This is a genomic window from Planctomonas sp. JC2975 (genome assembly GCF_012985205.1).
Taxonomy (GTDB): domain Bacteria; phylum Actinomycetota; class Actinomycetes; order Actinomycetales; family Microbacteriaceae; genus Humibacter.
Genome location: NZ_JABEKS010000001.1, coordinates 1027486 through 1042372 on the forward strand (window position 1 = coordinate 1027486; position 14887 = coordinate 1042372).

Annotated in this window: 13 protein-coding genes; 4 read left to right on the forward strand and 9 right to left on the reverse strand. The window is 67.7% G+C overall.

Features of this window, described 5'->3' with window-relative positions:
• Positions 1-12 precede the first annotated feature (12 nt).
• The 3 genes from HII28_RS04790 to HII28_RS04800 form a co-directional block, all read right to left on the reverse strand.
• Positions 13-1527 carry a pyridoxal-dependent decarboxylase gene (locus tag HII28_RS04790; RefSeq protein WP_170024365.1) on the reverse strand — a complete coding sequence of 505 codons (1515 nt, stop codon included), beginning with the start codon at positions 1525-1527 and terminating at the stop codon, positions 13-15.
• On the reverse strand, positions 1517-2884 hold the full coding sequence (locus HII28_RS04795) for an MFS transporter (RefSeq protein WP_170024366.1): 1368 nt from the start codon (positions 2882-2884) through the stop codon (positions 1517-1519). The genes HII28_RS04790 and HII28_RS04795 overlap by 11 nt, the downstream gene beginning before the upstream one ends.
• Before the next feature lie 95 nt (positions 2885-2979).
• Positions 2980-3318, reverse strand: coding sequence for a sec-independent translocase (locus tag HII28_RS04800; protein WP_170024367.1), 339 nt, complete (start codon positions 3316-3318; stop codon positions 2980-2982).
• 184 nt (positions 3319-3502) lie between these two features.
• Here HII28_RS04800 and HII28_RS04805 point away from each other — a divergent pair, with 184 nt between their 5' ends.
• Positions 3503-4135, forward strand: coding sequence for a class I SAM-dependent methyltransferase (locus HII28_RS04805; protein WP_170024368.1), 633 nt, complete (start codon positions 3503-3505; stop codon positions 4133-4135).
• 225 nt (positions 4136-4360) lie between these two features.
• On the opposite strand, the gene HII28_RS04810 is transcribed toward HII28_RS04805, so the two are convergent.
• The 3 genes from HII28_RS04810 to dapE form a co-directional block, all read right to left on the reverse strand.
• On the reverse strand, positions 4361-4534 hold the full coding sequence (locus HII28_RS04810) for a DUF3117 domain-containing protein (protein WP_170024369.1): 174 nt from the start codon (positions 4532-4534) through the stop codon (positions 4361-4363).
• Positions 4535-4634: 100 nt separating this feature from the next.
• The gene (locus HII28_RS04815) at positions 4635-5858 is read right to left on the reverse strand and encodes a hypothetical protein (RefSeq protein WP_240977240.1); all 1224 of its coding nucleotides are present in this window, start codon (positions 5856-5858) and stop codon (positions 4635-4637) included.
• 99 nt (positions 5859-5957) lie between these two features.
• Complete coding sequence (gene dapE, locus HII28_RS04820; protein ID WP_170024370.1) at positions 5958-7031, reverse strand: succinyl-diaminopimelate desuccinylase; 1074 nt, start codon at positions 7029-7031, stop codon at positions 5958-5960.
• A 17-nt stretch (positions 7032-7048) separates the two neighbouring features.
• Here dapE and dapD point away from each other — a divergent pair, with 17 nt between their 5' ends.
• Complete coding sequence (gene dapD, locus HII28_RS04825; RefSeq protein WP_170024371.1) at positions 7049-8059, forward strand: 2,3,4,5-tetrahydropyridine-2,6-dicarboxylate N-succinyltransferase; 1011 nt, start codon at positions 7049-7051, stop codon at positions 8057-8059.
• 50 nt (positions 8060-8109) lie between these two features.
• On the opposite strand, the gene HII28_RS04830 is transcribed toward dapD, so the two are convergent.
• Positions 8110-8559 carry a MarR family winged helix-turn-helix transcriptional regulator gene (locus HII28_RS04830; protein ID WP_170024372.1) on the reverse strand — a complete coding sequence of 150 codons (450 nt, stop codon included), beginning with the start codon at positions 8557-8559 and terminating at the stop codon, positions 8110-8112.
• A gap of 102 nt (positions 8560-8661) precedes the next feature.
• On the opposite strand from HII28_RS04830, the gene HII28_RS04835 reads away from it, so the two are divergent.
• Both HII28_RS04835 and HII28_RS04840 read left to right on the forward strand, forming a co-directional pair.
• Entirely contained in the window at positions 8662-9330 is a 669-nt protein-coding gene (locus tag HII28_RS04835; protein WP_170024373.1) for a hypothetical protein, read from the forward strand.
• Positions 9331-9439: 109 nt separating this feature from the next.
• Positions 9440-12043, forward strand: a complete 2604-nt coding sequence (locus tag HII28_RS04840) for a penicillin acylase family protein (RefSeq protein ID WP_170024374.1) — start codon at positions 9440-9442, stop codon at positions 12041-12043.
• A gap of 139 nt (positions 12044-12182) precedes the next feature.
• Here HII28_RS04840 and HII28_RS04845 read toward each other — a convergent pair whose 3' ends face one another.
• Together HII28_RS04845 and dapC are read right to left on the reverse strand one after the other, a co-directional pair.
• The gene (locus HII28_RS04845) at positions 12183-13493 is read right to left on the reverse strand and encodes a citrate synthase (protein WP_170024375.1); all 1311 of its coding nucleotides are present in this window, start codon (positions 13491-13493) and stop codon (positions 12183-12185) included.
• Positions 13494-13757: 264 nt separating this feature from the next.
• Positions 13758-14885, reverse strand: a complete 1128-nt coding sequence (gene dapC / locus HII28_RS04850) for a succinyldiaminopimelate transaminase (protein ID WP_170024376.1) — start codon at positions 14883-14885, stop codon at positions 13758-13760.
• Positions 14886-14887: the final 2 nt, after the last annotated feature.

Sequence of the window (14887 nt, forward strand, 5' to 3'; positions counted from 1 at the left end):
GCCGCGCAGCCGTCAGCGAGGCTCGACCACTCGGGCCAGAAGCTCGGTGAGCAGCCGCTCGGTGAGCTCGTGCGGCAACGCCTCGATGAGCGCGAGGAAGGGCGCCATGCTGTCGGGCAGCGCGCCGTTCTCTCGGCCGAGCAGCCCGAGCCCCGACAACAGCGCCGCGGCCGTCTCTGACTCGAGCAGCGCGGCACCCGACGGCAGACTTCCCTCCGGCAGGGCGGCGAGCACCTGCTCGGGCGACACAGCCGGGATGCCTCGCACGGCATCGGCCGCCGCGGTCAGCGCCGAATGGAGCTCGCCGAGCCGACTGTCCGTCACGGGCGTCACGGTCATGTGCGTGGTGTGCGGCAGCCGAACCCCGTCGGGCTGCAGAAGACCCGGCTGCTGCTGCAGCACCCATCCGGATGCCCGCACCGCGTCCGCCCAGTGGTGAGGGTCGACACGACGCTCGGGTGGCAGAGACTCGTCAACCGCCACGGCCAGCAGCGGTCCAACCGGCCGGCCGACCACGCGGAGACCTTCGATCCGATCGATCTCTTTCCGCAGCATCCGCGTGGCGTGGATGCACTGGTCGGCGAGTCCGGCGAATCCGTCGGCGCCGAGCGCCTGGATGATGGCCCACGCCGCGGCCAGCGCGCCGGCCGACTTGGATCCGAGAAGCGTCGGATTCACCACCGGATACCCCGGCCACTGCGTCGTGGCGAAGTACTGGGCGCGATGACGGTCGCGACCGCGGTGGAGCAGCACGCTGACGCCCTTCGGCGCGTATCCGTACTTGTGCAGGTCGGCGGACAGGCTCGTGACGCCGGGAACCGACAGGTTCCACGGTGGAAGCGGGGCTCCGTCGTCGTCCGCCCAGAACGGCAGGATCCAGCCGCCGATGCAGGCGTCCACGTGGCATGAGATGCCCGCGACCCGGCAGGCTGCCGCCACCTCGACGATGGGGTCGAGCGCCGCGAACGGATACGACGGGGCCGAGACCACGACCAGCGCGACGTCCGCTCCGAGTCGTTCGACGACGGCCGACGCCTCGAGTGTGCCGGTGAACGGTGAGACGGGCACGGCGTCGAACTCGACATCGAAGAGCTTCGCCGCCTTGCGGAAGGCCGCATGCACGGTGATCGGCGCCACGAGTCGAGGCGTTCCCACCCCGCCGGCCGCGCGCCACAGGTCTCGCGCGGTCTTCACCGCGAGGAGACACGATTCGGTGCCGCCGGAGGTGACGGATCCGACGACCTCGTCGTCCCCGCCGAGCAGATCACGTGCGAAGCCGACGACCTCGCGCTCGAGCACGGCCACGGAAGTGAACGTCGTCGGATCCAACCCGTTCACCGCCTGCATCTCGCAGGCGGCCGCGGCCGCGAGCTCGTCCAGATCTGCACGTCCGGAGTCGTACACGTACGACAGCACCCGTCCGCCGTGCGTCGGTGCATCCGCGGCTCGCAGCTCGCGCAGCCGGGCGATGATGTCACCGCTCCCGGTGCTCGATCGCTCGGCGGATCCCTCTTCCTCAGACGGCATCGACGTCCTCCTTCCGCAGGCGGTAGCGCACAAGCGGCACCAGGCTGATCGCCACAAGAACGGCGGGCACCACGCTGAAGCTGAGCACGATGCCGGAGACCGCCAGCGGCGACTGCGTCACGGTCTGCGTGCCGGTGCTCGCCAGGTATCCGGTGGCGGCCAGAACGATCGACAGTACCGTCGCACCGAGCGCCATTCCGGTGGTCTCGCCTGCCGTCCACATGCCGCCGAAGATCCCAGCGCGACCAGGGCCGTTCGTGCGCGCGTCGTGCGAGATCACGTCGGGCAGCATCGCCATCGGCAGCGCCTGCATGCCGGCATAGCCGGCACCGCACAACGCGACGGGCAGGTAGACCCAGGGTCCTGGCATCCAGAGCAGCAACAGCATCGACGCCGCAGCGAGACCGAACAGGATGCTCGCCAGCAGGAATCCGCGCTCCTTGCCCATCCGTCGCGCGAGCACGCCCCACAGCGGAGTCACCAGCAGCGCCGGTGCTATCAGTGCGACGAAGAGCAAGGTCACGGCATCCGTCGAGTGCAGAACGTGCTTGGCCACGTAGTTCGCGGCGGCGAGCATCTCGCCCGTCGCAACGGCCTGCAGCAGGAACGCGAGCAGCAGCGCCCGGAACGGCTGGCTTTCGCGCAGCGCCGTGATGCCCACCGCGTAGTGCCGGATCAGCGAGACGCGCTCCGGTTGCGGCATGCCCGTCACACCGGTGGGCGCGACGAACGACGACACGAGCATGCCGGCGCCTATCACGACGCCCGCGGCGACGGCCATCAGCAGGTAGCCGAGATACGGATCGTGCGGGAAGGCGTCTCGCAGCGCTGGGCCTCCGGCTCCGAAGAGCAGGATCGCCAGGGTCAGAACGACGACGCGCCAGGTGAGGAGCCTGGTGCGCTGGTCGTAGTCGGAGGCGAGCTCGGCCGGCAGCGCGATGTACGGCACCTGGAACAGGCTGAACGCCGTCGCCGTGAGCAGGAACGCGACGAACACCCAGACACCGGCCGCGAGTGGAGCCGTTCCGGCGGGAACCGCGAACGTGACGATGAAGAAGAGCGGGAGGCCGACGGCGCCCAGCACCATGAGACGCCTGCGCGATCCGTGAGCGGCAAGCCCGCGGTCGCTGAAACCGCCGATCAGCGGATCGATGATGACGTCCCACACCTTGGCCGCCGTCACCAGGATGCCTGCGGCGAGCGCCGCGACGCCGAGCGTGTCCGTGAGGTAGAACACCAGAACCAGACCGGGCAGCGTGGCGAATCCGCCCGTGCCGAGCGATCCGATGGCATACCGTGCCACGGTGGGTCGGGAGAGCGCCGTTCGGATCGGCGCCGATCGCTGCGTTGCGGTCATCCCGGAATCCTAACCGGGACGAACGACCGCTCCGTACGCACGCTGACGCACATCAGGACGCGACCAGCGCCTGGAGCGTGAGACGAGGATGCGGCCTAGGTCGCTTCGGAGTCGTAGGGCGGAACCGCACCGTCGTCGAGCCGCGGAGTCTTGGCCGGTCTACTCAACGTGGGAGCCGGCTCGTCATCGAGCAGGGCATCACGGATGATCCGTCGCGGGTCGTACTGTCGGGGGTCGAGCTTGCGCCAGTCGACGTCATCGAATTCCGGACCCAACTCCTCGCGCATCTTCTCGGTGGCGTTGTCCGCCATGTTCCGCAGATTGCGCGCCCACTGACCGAGCTGAGCCGCGTATTTCGGCAGCCGATTGGGGCCGACGAGGAAGACGGCGATCACGGCGATGATCACCAGCTTCTCAACGGTCAAACCGAACATTCGTACAGAGTAACCCGTGCAGCAGGGTGCTGGCTGCGTGCTGACCATGTCGTTACGCAGGAGATGCGCAAGCCGCACGCCAATAAGCCCTCGCGACTGATTCCCCGCCGATTCGCCGGGAACGCCTCGGAGAGCCTGGCCGTCGCCGGGCTGGCCGTATTGTTGACGGCGGGAAGGAACGTCAGTGTCTCAACACGATCAGAGCTGGAAGTTCGCCACCGATATCGTCTCGGAGTCCCCTGCCGTCCAAGCGGCGAGGGCGCAGTCCCTCGAACTGGGGATCGAGCCGGTCTCCCCGGCCATCGGCGCGCAGGCCGCCGTGATCGCCGCGGCATCCCGCGCCACGAGCATCCTCGAGGTCGGTACGGGCGTCGGCGTCTCCGGACTGTGGCTGCTTCGCGGCGCAACGGACGCCACCCTGACCTCCATCGACACCGAGCCCGATCACCTGCACAGCGCGCGAGCCAACTTCACCGACGGCGGGATCTCGCCGTCCAGGGTGCGGCTCATCACGGGACGCGCCAGGGACGTTCTTCCTCGCATGAACGAGAACGCATACGACGTGGTGTTCGTCGATGCGGATCCCGCAGGCGTCATCGAATACACCGAGCACGCTCTGCGTCTGGCGCGTCCGGGAGGCACCGTCCTCGTGGCCCACGCCCTCTGGAAGGGCCGCGTCGCCGATCCTGCCCAACGGGACGAGATCACGACCGGATTCCGCACCCTGGTCACCGAGATCGCCGGTTCTCCTGCGGTGGTCAGTGCCTTGAGCACCGTCGGAGACGGATTGCTGCAGATCACGAAGCTCGGCGACTGAGCTCGTTCCACGCTGGTCGAGCCCGAGCGATCCCCGGTCGGCCCTGCCCTGACCGCTGGTTTGCCGGCGCCGCCGGTGGCTGGTCAAGCGTGTCGGAACCGGTGACCCCAGCTGATCCAGCAGTCTTTCCACATCCATCGGCGGCCTCGACGCGCACGAGAGCGGATGCCTGACGGCATCCGCTCTCGTGCGTGTTGTGCTTGATCTTGTGGTGCTGGTGGGGCGTCAGCTGCCGGTGATGACCGCGCCGAGCACGTCGTGAAGCTCTTGAGCCTCGGCGTCATTGACCGAGACGACGAGCCGGCCTCCACCTTCGAGGGGAACGCGCACGATGATGAGGCGCCCCTCCTTTACAGCCTCCATGGGTCCGTCTCCGGTTCTCGGCTTCATGGCCGCCATGTAGCTCCCCTTTCATGGATGTCTCTCCATTATCCGCCATCGGGTGTACCCCGCGGAAATCGCCTACCCGATTCCGATCGCCCGGGTCGACGTTCACGGATCACGGCGGTGACCAGTCGGCGCCGTCGACACCCCAGCACACCAGCAGCCAGATCCACTGCAGCACGAGGCACAGCACCACGAGTCCGATGCGATAGACGCGGCTCTTCGGCGCAGCCAATGCTCCCAGCAGCGGCGCCAGCGGAGCCAGGAGCCGGAACGTGCTGGACTGCGGGAAGAACACCGCGAGCAGGTAGAGGATGTACGCCACGCACCAGAACCGGAGGTCGACTCCGAGCCTGCGCACCGACGGCGAGAACAGCCACAGCCCGGTGAGTGCGATGAGGACGACGAGGGCGATGTATCCCAGCCACGGCGAGGTGTAGAGGAAGACGCCGAACCACCATTGCGCCCCCTGGAACCAGGGCGTGAAGGGCACGAGGTTCACGTGGCCGATGTAATCGGCCCGCCACGAGAGCTCTGTGGCGGTGTACGCATCCGGAACGCCGGTGACCCAGCCGGCGATGGCCGGCCACGCCAGTCCTGCGAATCCCGCCACCGCTGTCACCACCACGGATGCCACTGCCTCGCGCACCGGGAATCCGTCGCGTTTTCGCACCCACCAGCGGTAGACGACGTGCAGCCCCATCGCGAGGGCGAATGCCAGTCCGCTGGGGCGGGTGAACGCCATCAAAATGACGGGAGCGATCATCCACCAGTACTTGCGCCGTAGCAGCAGGTAGAGCGAGAGCAGAAGCAAGAAGATGTACATCGACTCGGCGTACGCGAGCTGGAAGAGCGGCGTCGTCGGGGCGACGCAGAACAGTACGGTGGCGAAGAGGCTCGTCGAGCCAGGGAGCTTCAGCGCCATCAGCCGGTTGAAGACCAGCGCGGCGCCGAGGCCGAATCCGAACGACACCAGCACGGCCGCCGGCGACCACGGCAGGAAGGTGATCGTCATCACGATCCGAACGAGGAACGGATAGGCCGGCAGGAACGCCCACGCATTCTGCTGCACCGTGCCGTCCGCGCCGATCGGCAGCGTCGACGGATAACCTGTCTCGGCCACGATGTCGTACCAGCGGCCGTCCCAGATGGACGCGTAGTCGAAGTAGCCGGGCTGGGCGCCCGTCCACGGGTTGGGACCCTGAACGCCGGCGAGCACCAGGATCATCACCGTCGAGATGACGCGTGCCGCCAGGTACACGACGATGACCTTCACCCACCACGGGGTGAGCCGATACCGCAGCCGCAGACCGACGGGAGCCCGCAGTCGTCCGGACATCCGCGAATGCGATGCCCCTGAAGCGGATGCTGTGCGTTCTGCTGTCACGTCGATGCGTTCTGTCGCCGGGTCTGCCGTCGGTACTCTCGCCCAGGCCGCTCAGCGCGCCGTGAGCCAGCGCCTGAGCCCCTCTTCGCAGGCCACGATCTCCGAGAGCGCCACTCGCTCGTCATCCGCGTGCGCCTTGAGCGGGTCGCCGGGGCCGTAGTTGACGGCGGGGATGCCCAGTGCGGCGAAGCGTGCGACATCCGTCCATCCGTATTTCGGTCTCGGCGTTGCTCCGACCGCTGCGAGGAAGTCGCGTGCGAAGGGCGTGTCCAGACCAGGGCGCGCACCCTCTGCCAGGTCGACGACGGTCACGGCATCGTCGCCGAAGAGGTCGCGCAGGTGGGCGACGGCTTCATCGCCGGAGCGACTCGGAGCGAAGCGGTAGTTCACGTGCACCACGCACTCGTCGGGGATGACGTTGGTCGCCACTCCGCCGCGGATCAGGACCGCATTCAGCGCCTCCCGGTACAGGAGACCGTCCACCTCGACCTCGCGTGGCGTGTAGTCCGCGAGCGTCTGCAGGATCGGCGCCGCCTTGTGGATGGCGTTCTCGCCCACCCAGGGACGCGCCGCGTGGGCGCGAAGCCCGGCGGTGCGCACGTCGACGCGCAGCGTGCCGTTGCAGCCGCCCTCCACATCGGCGCGGCTCGGCTCCCCGAGTATGGCGAAGTCGGCCTCGAGCAGATCGGGACGCTGGTCGGCGAGGTGCCCGAGCCCGTTCAGATCGGACGAGACCTCCTCGTTGTCGTACCAGAGCCACGTGATGTCGTAGCGAGGCTCGACGAGTTCCGCCGCCAGCGCGAGTTGAACCGCGACGCCCGACTTCATGTCGACGCTCCCCCGACCCCACAGGTAGTCGACGCCCTCCAGAGTCTCGAAACGGGTCGGGAGGTTGTCGTTCACGGGCACGGTGTCGATGTGACCGGCGATGGCGACGCGCCTGTCGCGTCCGAGGGTCGTGCGTGCCACGACGTTGTTGCCGACGCGGGTCACTTCGAGATGCGGCAGGCCGCGCACGGCCTGCTCGATGGCATCCGCCAGTTGCTGTTCGTTGCCGGAGACGGACTCCATGTCGCAGATGGCACGGGTGAGTTCGACCGGGCCGGCCGTGAGGTCCAGAGTCACCCCACTAATCTAGAGGCATGCCCGCCGCAGAACCCGACGCCGTCCTGCCCGCCGACGCCGGAGAGGGCGGTTCGCCGACGGCAACGCACGCCTGGGGCTATGGCCTGGTCACCGTCGCAGGCGACGGCACGGTGCTCGACACCTGGTACCCGAAGCCGCAGCTCGGGCGTCTGCCGGAGGGCCGCGAACCATGGCTCGTCCCTGCGGCTCTGGAGGCGCAGACCGGAGCGGATGCCCGCCGCAACGTCAGTCTCGACGCCCGAGCCATCGAGATCGAGCTGCAGGCGCCCGTGCAGAGCACACCGGACGCCTACCTTCGCCTCCACCTGCTCTCCCACCTGCTCGTGAAGCCGAACACCATCAACCTCGATGGGATCTTCGCCCACCTGCCGATCGTCGCCTGGACGAACGCGGGCCCGATGCATCCCGCCGACTACGAACGGCTGCGGCCGGCCCTGCAGCACGCGGGCATCCAGGCGACCGGGATCGACAAGTTCCCACGCCTGCTCGACTACGTCGTGCCAGAGCGCGTGCGCATCGCGGACGCCTCACGGGTGCGTCTCGGCGCCCACCTCGCACCTGGCACCACGGTGATGCACGAGGGATTCGTCAACTACAACGCCGGAACGCTCGGCTCCGGCATGGTCGAAGGCCGGATTTCGCAGGGCGTCGTGGTCGGCGACGGGTCCGACATCGGCGGTGGCGCGTCCATCATGGGCACCCTGTCGGGTGGCGGAACCCAGCGCGTGGCCATCGGCGAGCGCTCGTTGCTCGGCGCGAACAGCGGTATCGGCATCTCGATCGGCGACGACTGCGTCGTCGAGGCCGGCCTGTACGTCACGGCGGGCACGAAGGTGGTGCTGGTCGGTTCGGCGCCGGACGCATCCGGTGCTCAGCAGACCATCAAGGCGCTCGAGCTCTCCGGCGTGCCGAACCTCTTGTTTCGCCGCAACTCTCTCAGCGGCGCAGTCGAGGTGCTCCAGCGCGGCGGGCAGGGCATCCAGCTGAACGAGATCCTTCACGCGTAGGACGTGCGTCGAGGTCTCGGTCGGCCTCGCGGCCTCGGCGGCCGCCGAGCTCAGGTCAGCCGAGCGAGCAGCTCGAGGAACTCTTTCCGCTGGGCGGCGGTGAGAGGGGCGAGCACCGCCTCCTGGATGCCGTCCAGGACTCCGTCGAGCACGCGCAGCCTCTGAACGCCCTCGTCCGTGATCGACACGATCTTCCTGGTCTTCCGAGCGGCGTCGACGTGCCGCGTCACGAGCGATCGATCCTCGAGTTCGGCCAGTGCAGCCGTGACGTCACTGCGGTCGATTCCCGTGTCGCGTCCGAGGTCTGCCTGGCTCGCCGGCCCCCATTGGTCGAGCGCAGCGAGCAGCCTGTAGTGGTATCCGCGCAGACCGTCGCCGCCGGCATCGAATCCCTCGTTCAGCAGAGCGGATGAGCGCGCGAACGCCCCGCTGATGAGCCAGGTCGGGCGGTCCTTGATGCGGTCCGGCGTGCGGCCAGACGGGTTGTGACGAGCCGGCATGCCGCCAGCATAGTCATTGTGGGCACGGCCAACATTTGTTATATTGGCTCCGCCAACGTTGGCAGTACCAACAATAGGGAATTCATCTCACAAGGAGAAATCGTGCCCGCCTCCCGCGCTCGCGTACTCATCATCGGCCGCAGCCCCACGGTGCTGACGGGCACCGTGGAACTCCTCCGTCGCGCCGGATATGCGGCCGACGCGACCAACCGATTCGACAGTGTGCTCGATGACTACGACCCCGCTCGGCTCGATCTCGTGGTGTTCGGCGGCATGGTCCCGGCCGACGCGAAGGGGTCGCTGCGCGACGAGATCGGCCGACGGAATCCGGCCGCCGCCTTCGTCCAGGGCCTCGTCGGCATCCCCGGCGTGATCGCTGCGCAGGTGGAGGCTGCCGCTGACTCAGCTGTGGAGCCGCGCGCACGTCTGGAGTACGACGCCTCGGCGCGGACTCTCCGCGTCTCTCTGGACAAGCCGGCTCGAGTCATCCTCGAGGCGTTCTGGATGACCTCGTGGACTCCGCCTGAGCCGACCAGCACCTTCGCGACAATCACCGATGGCGAGCTCGCGGAAGGCGTCCACGACATCCCGCTTCCTCCGACGGTTCCGGATGAGGCGTCGTTCGCGACCCTCCGCGCCGGAGACAGCGTGCACGTTCTCACGATCGGCGCGCTCCCGACGGCGATCGGTCGCATGGCGCCGAAGTCGATCGGCGACCAGCGCCTGCCGACGGTGGGCGACGTGACGACCCACGACGGTCGCGCCGGATGACGGGCCGCATCCGCAGCGTCGCCGCGTACCGATCCGGCCCGTGTCCGTACGCCGATTGGGCGTCCGGCTGCCGTTACGATGATCGCGGGGGCCGACACGAAGGAGTGACGTGGGCACGGATGCAGCGCGCCTTTCTCGAAGGCACCCGTTCTGGCGGTTCCTCGGCATCCTGCTCGCCATCCTCGTCACCCTCGCGGTGATCCTCGCCGTTCTCGGCTTCTGGACGGTGACCCGGTCCTTCCCGCAGACGACGGGCACGATCGCCATTCCCGGGCTGACCGGCAAGGTGGAGGTGCAGCGCGACGACGCCGGCATCCCGCTGATCACGGCATCCACGACGCACGACCTCTTCATGGCGGAGGGATACGTGCACGCCCAGGACCGCTTCTGGGAGATGGACTTCCGTCGCCACGTCACGGCAGGACGGCTCAGCGAGCTGTTCGGCGCGAGCCAGATCGGCACGGACGAGTTCATCCGCACCCTCGGCTGGCGACGCGTCGCCGAGCAGGAGGTCAAGCAGATGGACAAGACCACCCTGTCCTATTACCAGGCGTACGCGGACGGGGTGAACTCCTACCTGGCCGACCACAAGGGCGCGGACATCTCACTGGAGTACGCGGTGCTCGGGCTCCAGACGCCCGGCTACACGCCCGAGAAGTGGACGCCGGCGGATTCGGTGGCCTGGCTCAAGGCGATGGCGTGGGATCTGCGATCCAACCTCGAAGACGAGCTGGACCGTGCGCTGCTCGCCACCAAGCTCTCCGCCGGCGAGATCGCCCAGCTCCACCCGCAGTATCCGTACTCGACGCATCCCACCATCACGGATGCCGGCGGCGGCGACCCCGGCCAGCTCGCGTCGAACGCGCCGGCAGCGACGTCCGCGTCCGACGCGTCCGGATCGCAGGACTCTGCAGACGCCGGCGCGAATGCCGCAGCATCCGACGTCGCGACCCTGGCGTCGCAGCTGCAGGCCACGGCGGCGCAGGTGCCCGCGCTGCTCGGCATCAACAGCGACGACATCGGATCCAACTCCTGGGTGGTCTCCGGCGCGCACACCGCCACCGGCAAGCCGTTGCTCTCCAACGATCCGCACCTCGGCCCGGCCGCCCCGAGCATCTGGTATCAGATGGGGCTGCGCTGCGCGCACGTGAGCGCATCCTGCCCGTTCGACGTGGCCGGGTTCAGTTTTTCCGGGCTCCCGGGCGTGATCATCGGCCACAATGATCACGTCGCCTGGGGCTTCACGAATCTCGGCCCCGACGTGACGGATCTCTACCTCGAGCGCTTGAACGGCAAGGGCTACGAGTACGACGGACAGGTGCTGCCGTTCACGACACGCAAGGAGACCATCAAGGTCGCCGGCTCGAGCCCGGTGACGATCACGGTGCGCTCAACGATCCACGGGCCGATCGTCTCCGGTGGCGTGTACGACACCATCGTGAAGAGCCATCGTTCCTCGAGCGGCGACATCCCAGGCGGCAAGTACGCGCTGTCGCTGCAGTGGACGGCGCTGACGCCCGGCACGACGGCAGAGTCGATCTTCACGCTCGACAAGGCAGCCGACTGGCAGGACTTCCGCGACGCCGCCAGGCAGTTCGACGTACCGGCCCAGAACCTCCTCTACGCCGACACGAAGGGGAACATCGGCTACCAGGCGCCCGGCAGGATCCCGGTGCGCAAACAGGGCGACGGCACCACGATCACGCCGGGCTGGTCGAGCGCGTTCGGCTGGAGCGGCTACCTGCCGTTCGACCAGCTGCCCAGCGTGTACAACCCGCCGAGCGGATACATCGTCACGGCCAACAACGCCGCCGTCGGTCCTCAGTTCCCGGCGAACCTCACGATGGACTGGGATTCCGGATACCGCGCCGAGCGCATCACCGCCGACCTCACCAGCCTGATGAAGAGCGGTAAGAAGATCACGTCGGCCGACATGTCGCGAATCGACGCCGACACGTACGACGCGAACGCGGCTGCTCTCGTGCCCATCCTGAAGAAGGTCTCGCTCGACCCCGGCACGAAGAAGGCCGTCGATCTCCTCTCGCACTGGAACTATCGCGACGACGAGAACAGCGCGGCCGCCGCGTACTTCAACATCTTCTGGCGCAACCTGCTCGAGGACGCATTCGCGCGCAAGCTCCCCGCCGGCGCAGCCCCCGTCGGAGGCGATCGCTGGTTCCAGGTCGTGGACTCGATCGCGGACGACCGGAACTCCAGCTGGTGGGTCGACACCGGACTCGGCGTACAGGACCGCGACGACATGTTCGCGTACGCCGCCGATCAGGCGTATCGCGAGGCCGTTCGACTCATGGGGCCGGAGATGTCCAGCTGGAAGTGGGGCGACATCCACACCCTGGAGGTCACGAACGAGAGCTTCGGCGAGTCAGGCATCGCACCGATCGAGTGGCTCTTCAACCGGGGCCCGTACAAGCTGGGCGGCGGGTCATCCGTCGTGGACGCCGTCGGCTGGGACGCCTCTGCCGGTTATGCCGTCAACTGGGTGCCGTCGATGCGCCAGGTCGTCGACCTCTCGGACTTCGACCGGTCGACCTGGGTCAACCTCACCGGTGACTCCGGCCACGCCTTCAATCCGCATTACGTGGATCAGACCCCGTTGTGGCAGCACAACGAGACGCGCACGTGGGCCTTCTCTCCGGGTGCCGTCACCAAGGCCACCCAGGACACCCTGGAGCTGACGCCCTCCGCCGGTTGAGCTGGTCGAAGCCAGCCCTTCCCCTGGTTGAGCTTGTCGAAGGTAGTCGTAAGCGACGAACTGCTTCCGACAAGCGAAACCGGTGGGAAGGAGCTGAGTCAGCGAAAGCGCAGGCCCCGGCTCAAGCGGAATGCCGAGCTCAGCGCTCGGTCGGGTACTGACGCTCCGGCTCGCCGACGTACAGCTGCTGCGGGCGGCCGATCTTCGTGGCCGGATCCGCGTTGAGCTCGCGCCAGTGCGCGATCCAGCCGGGCAAGCGCCCAATCGCGAACAGCACCGTGAACATGCGGGTCGGGAAGCCCATGGCCTTGTAGATGACGCCGGTGTAGAAGTCCACGTTCGGGTAGAGCTTGCGCTGGATGAAGTACTCGTCGTCCAGGGCGATCTGCTCGAGTTCCTTGGCGATGTCGAGGAGCGGATCGTGCACGCCGAGTCCGGCGAGCACGGCATCGGCGCTCTCCTTGACGAGCTTCGCGCGCGGATCGTAGTTCTTGTAGACGCGGTGTCCGAAGCCCATCAGACGCACGCCGTCTTCCTTGTTCTTGACACGCTCGACGAAGCGATGAACCCCTTCGCCGGAGTCCCGGATCGCGGCGAGCATGTCGAGCACAGCCTCGTTCGCGCCGCCGTGCAGAGGGCCGTACAGGGCGTTGATTCCGGCCGAGATGGAGGAGAACAGGTTGGCCTGCGTGGATCCGACGAGTCGGACAGTCGACGTCGACGCGTTCTGCTCGTGGTCGGCGTGCAGGATGAGCAGCCGGTCGAGCGCCTTGGACACCGTCGGATTCACCTCGTACGGCTCGGCCATGGTGCCGAAGTTGAGCCGGAGGAAGTTGTCGACGAAGCTCAGCGAGTTGTCCGGGTAGAGGAACGCTTGACCCAGGCTCTTCTTGTGCGCGTATGCCGCGATCACCGGCAGCTTCGCCAGCAGACGAATGGTGGAGAGCTCCACCTGCTCGGGATCATTGATGCTCAGCGAGTCCTGGTAGAAGGTGCCGAGCGCCGACACAGCGCTGGAGAGTACGGACATCGGATGCGCGTCGTGCGGCAGCGCGCTGAAGAAGCGACGCAGATCCTCGTGTAGGAGCGTGTGACGACGGATCCGCTCGTCGAACGATCCGAGCTCGTCGGCCGTCGGAAGCTCTCCGTAGATCAGAAGATAGGCCACCTCGAGGAACGAGGAGTGGGCGGCGAGCTGCTCGATCGGATATCCGCGGTAGCGCAGGATGCCCGCGTCGCCGTCGATGAACGTGATCTTCGAACGCGTCGCCGCAGTGTTCACGAAGCCGTAGTCGAGTGTCGTCAGGCCGGTCTGCCGGTTGAGCGTTGACAGGTCGATGCTCGAGGCTCCGGCAACGCTCGGGAGGATGGGGAACTCCGCCGTTCCGCCGGGGTAGGTCAGAGTGGCTCGCTGTTCGGCGTCCGCTCCGTCGTGACCACCTGCGTTCACTCAAGCCTCCTAGCATGCGACAAAGTCCGGTTTCTACAGCCTACGGGTTAAGCGGGTCCACTGTCGTACCCGCCAACGATGGGGGCGGCCAGTGCACCGGAAGGCACAAACCTGAGCACGTTCGAAGGACAGCGGGTCGCGACTGGGTGTGTTCGAAGCACGCCGCGTTCCAGACTCAACCGGTTGCGTGGCAACCTTCGCCGCGCCGCGGCCGGCCCGCGAAGCCTCGACGCGAGCACTCGCGTCTGCGTGCGGCGCGATCCGTCAGAGAGTGCGAAGACGCTCGTCCGCGGCGGCGATGCGCTCGTCCGACGCCGTCAACGACAGGCGCACGTGCTGGGGGTAGAAGTCACCGTAGAAGACACCGGGACCCGCGAGGATGCCGAGGTCGGCGAGTCTGCCCAGCGTGGTCCAGGCATCCTCCCCCGCAGTCGCCCACAGGTACAGCCCCGCCTCACTGTGGTCGATGCGGAAGCCGGATGCCTCCAGCGCCGGCCGCAGGACCTCGCGCCTGCCGCGGTACCGCTCGACCTGTTCGCGCACGGCCTCGTCGTCGTTCAGTGCCACGACCATGGCGTGCTGCAGAGGTGCCGGCAGCATGAGTCCGGCGTGTTTGCGCATCGTGAGGAGCTTGGCGATCAGCGCAGGGTCGCCTGCGACGAAGGCGGCGCGGTATCCGGCCATGTTCGACTGCTTGCTCAGCGAGTACACGGAGAGCACGCCGGTGAGGTCTGCCGGCTCGCTCGCGTCACCTGATCCGATGACGCGGGGATCCAGGATGCTCGGCACTGCCTCGTTCGCCCATCTGCCGTCCCAGCCGAGTTCCGCGTAGCACTCGTCGTTGGCGATGACAGCGCCCAACTCGCGGGCTCTGGCCACCGCCTGTTTCAGGAAGTCCTCGTCGAGCACGCGTCCGTCGGGGTTGCCCGGCGAGTTCAGCCACACCAGCTTGGTGCCCTGCGGCCACTCTGCGGGGTCGTCGGAAGCGAACGCCCTCGCCTGCACGATGGCTGCGCCGATCGCGTAGGTCGGGTACGCCGCGCGCGGATGCACGATCACGTCGTCCGGCCCGAGCCCCAGGAGCACGGGCAGCAGGGCGACGAGCTCCTTGGATCCGATGGTGGGCAGCACATCGTCGGCTGTGAGCCCCGGAACGCCACGGCGGCGGGCATACCAGGAGGCAATCGTCTCGCGGAGTTCCGGCGTGCCCGATGTCTGGGGGTACGCGTGGGCGTCCGTCGCCTCCGCCAGCGCGCGGCGGACGGGCGCCGGCGTGGGGTCGACGGGAGATCCGATGGAGAGATCGACGATGCCGTCAGGATGCCGTCTGGCACGCTGTGCGTACGGGGCGACGAGATCCCACGGATAGTCGGGAAGCTCGGGACGGGTCACGC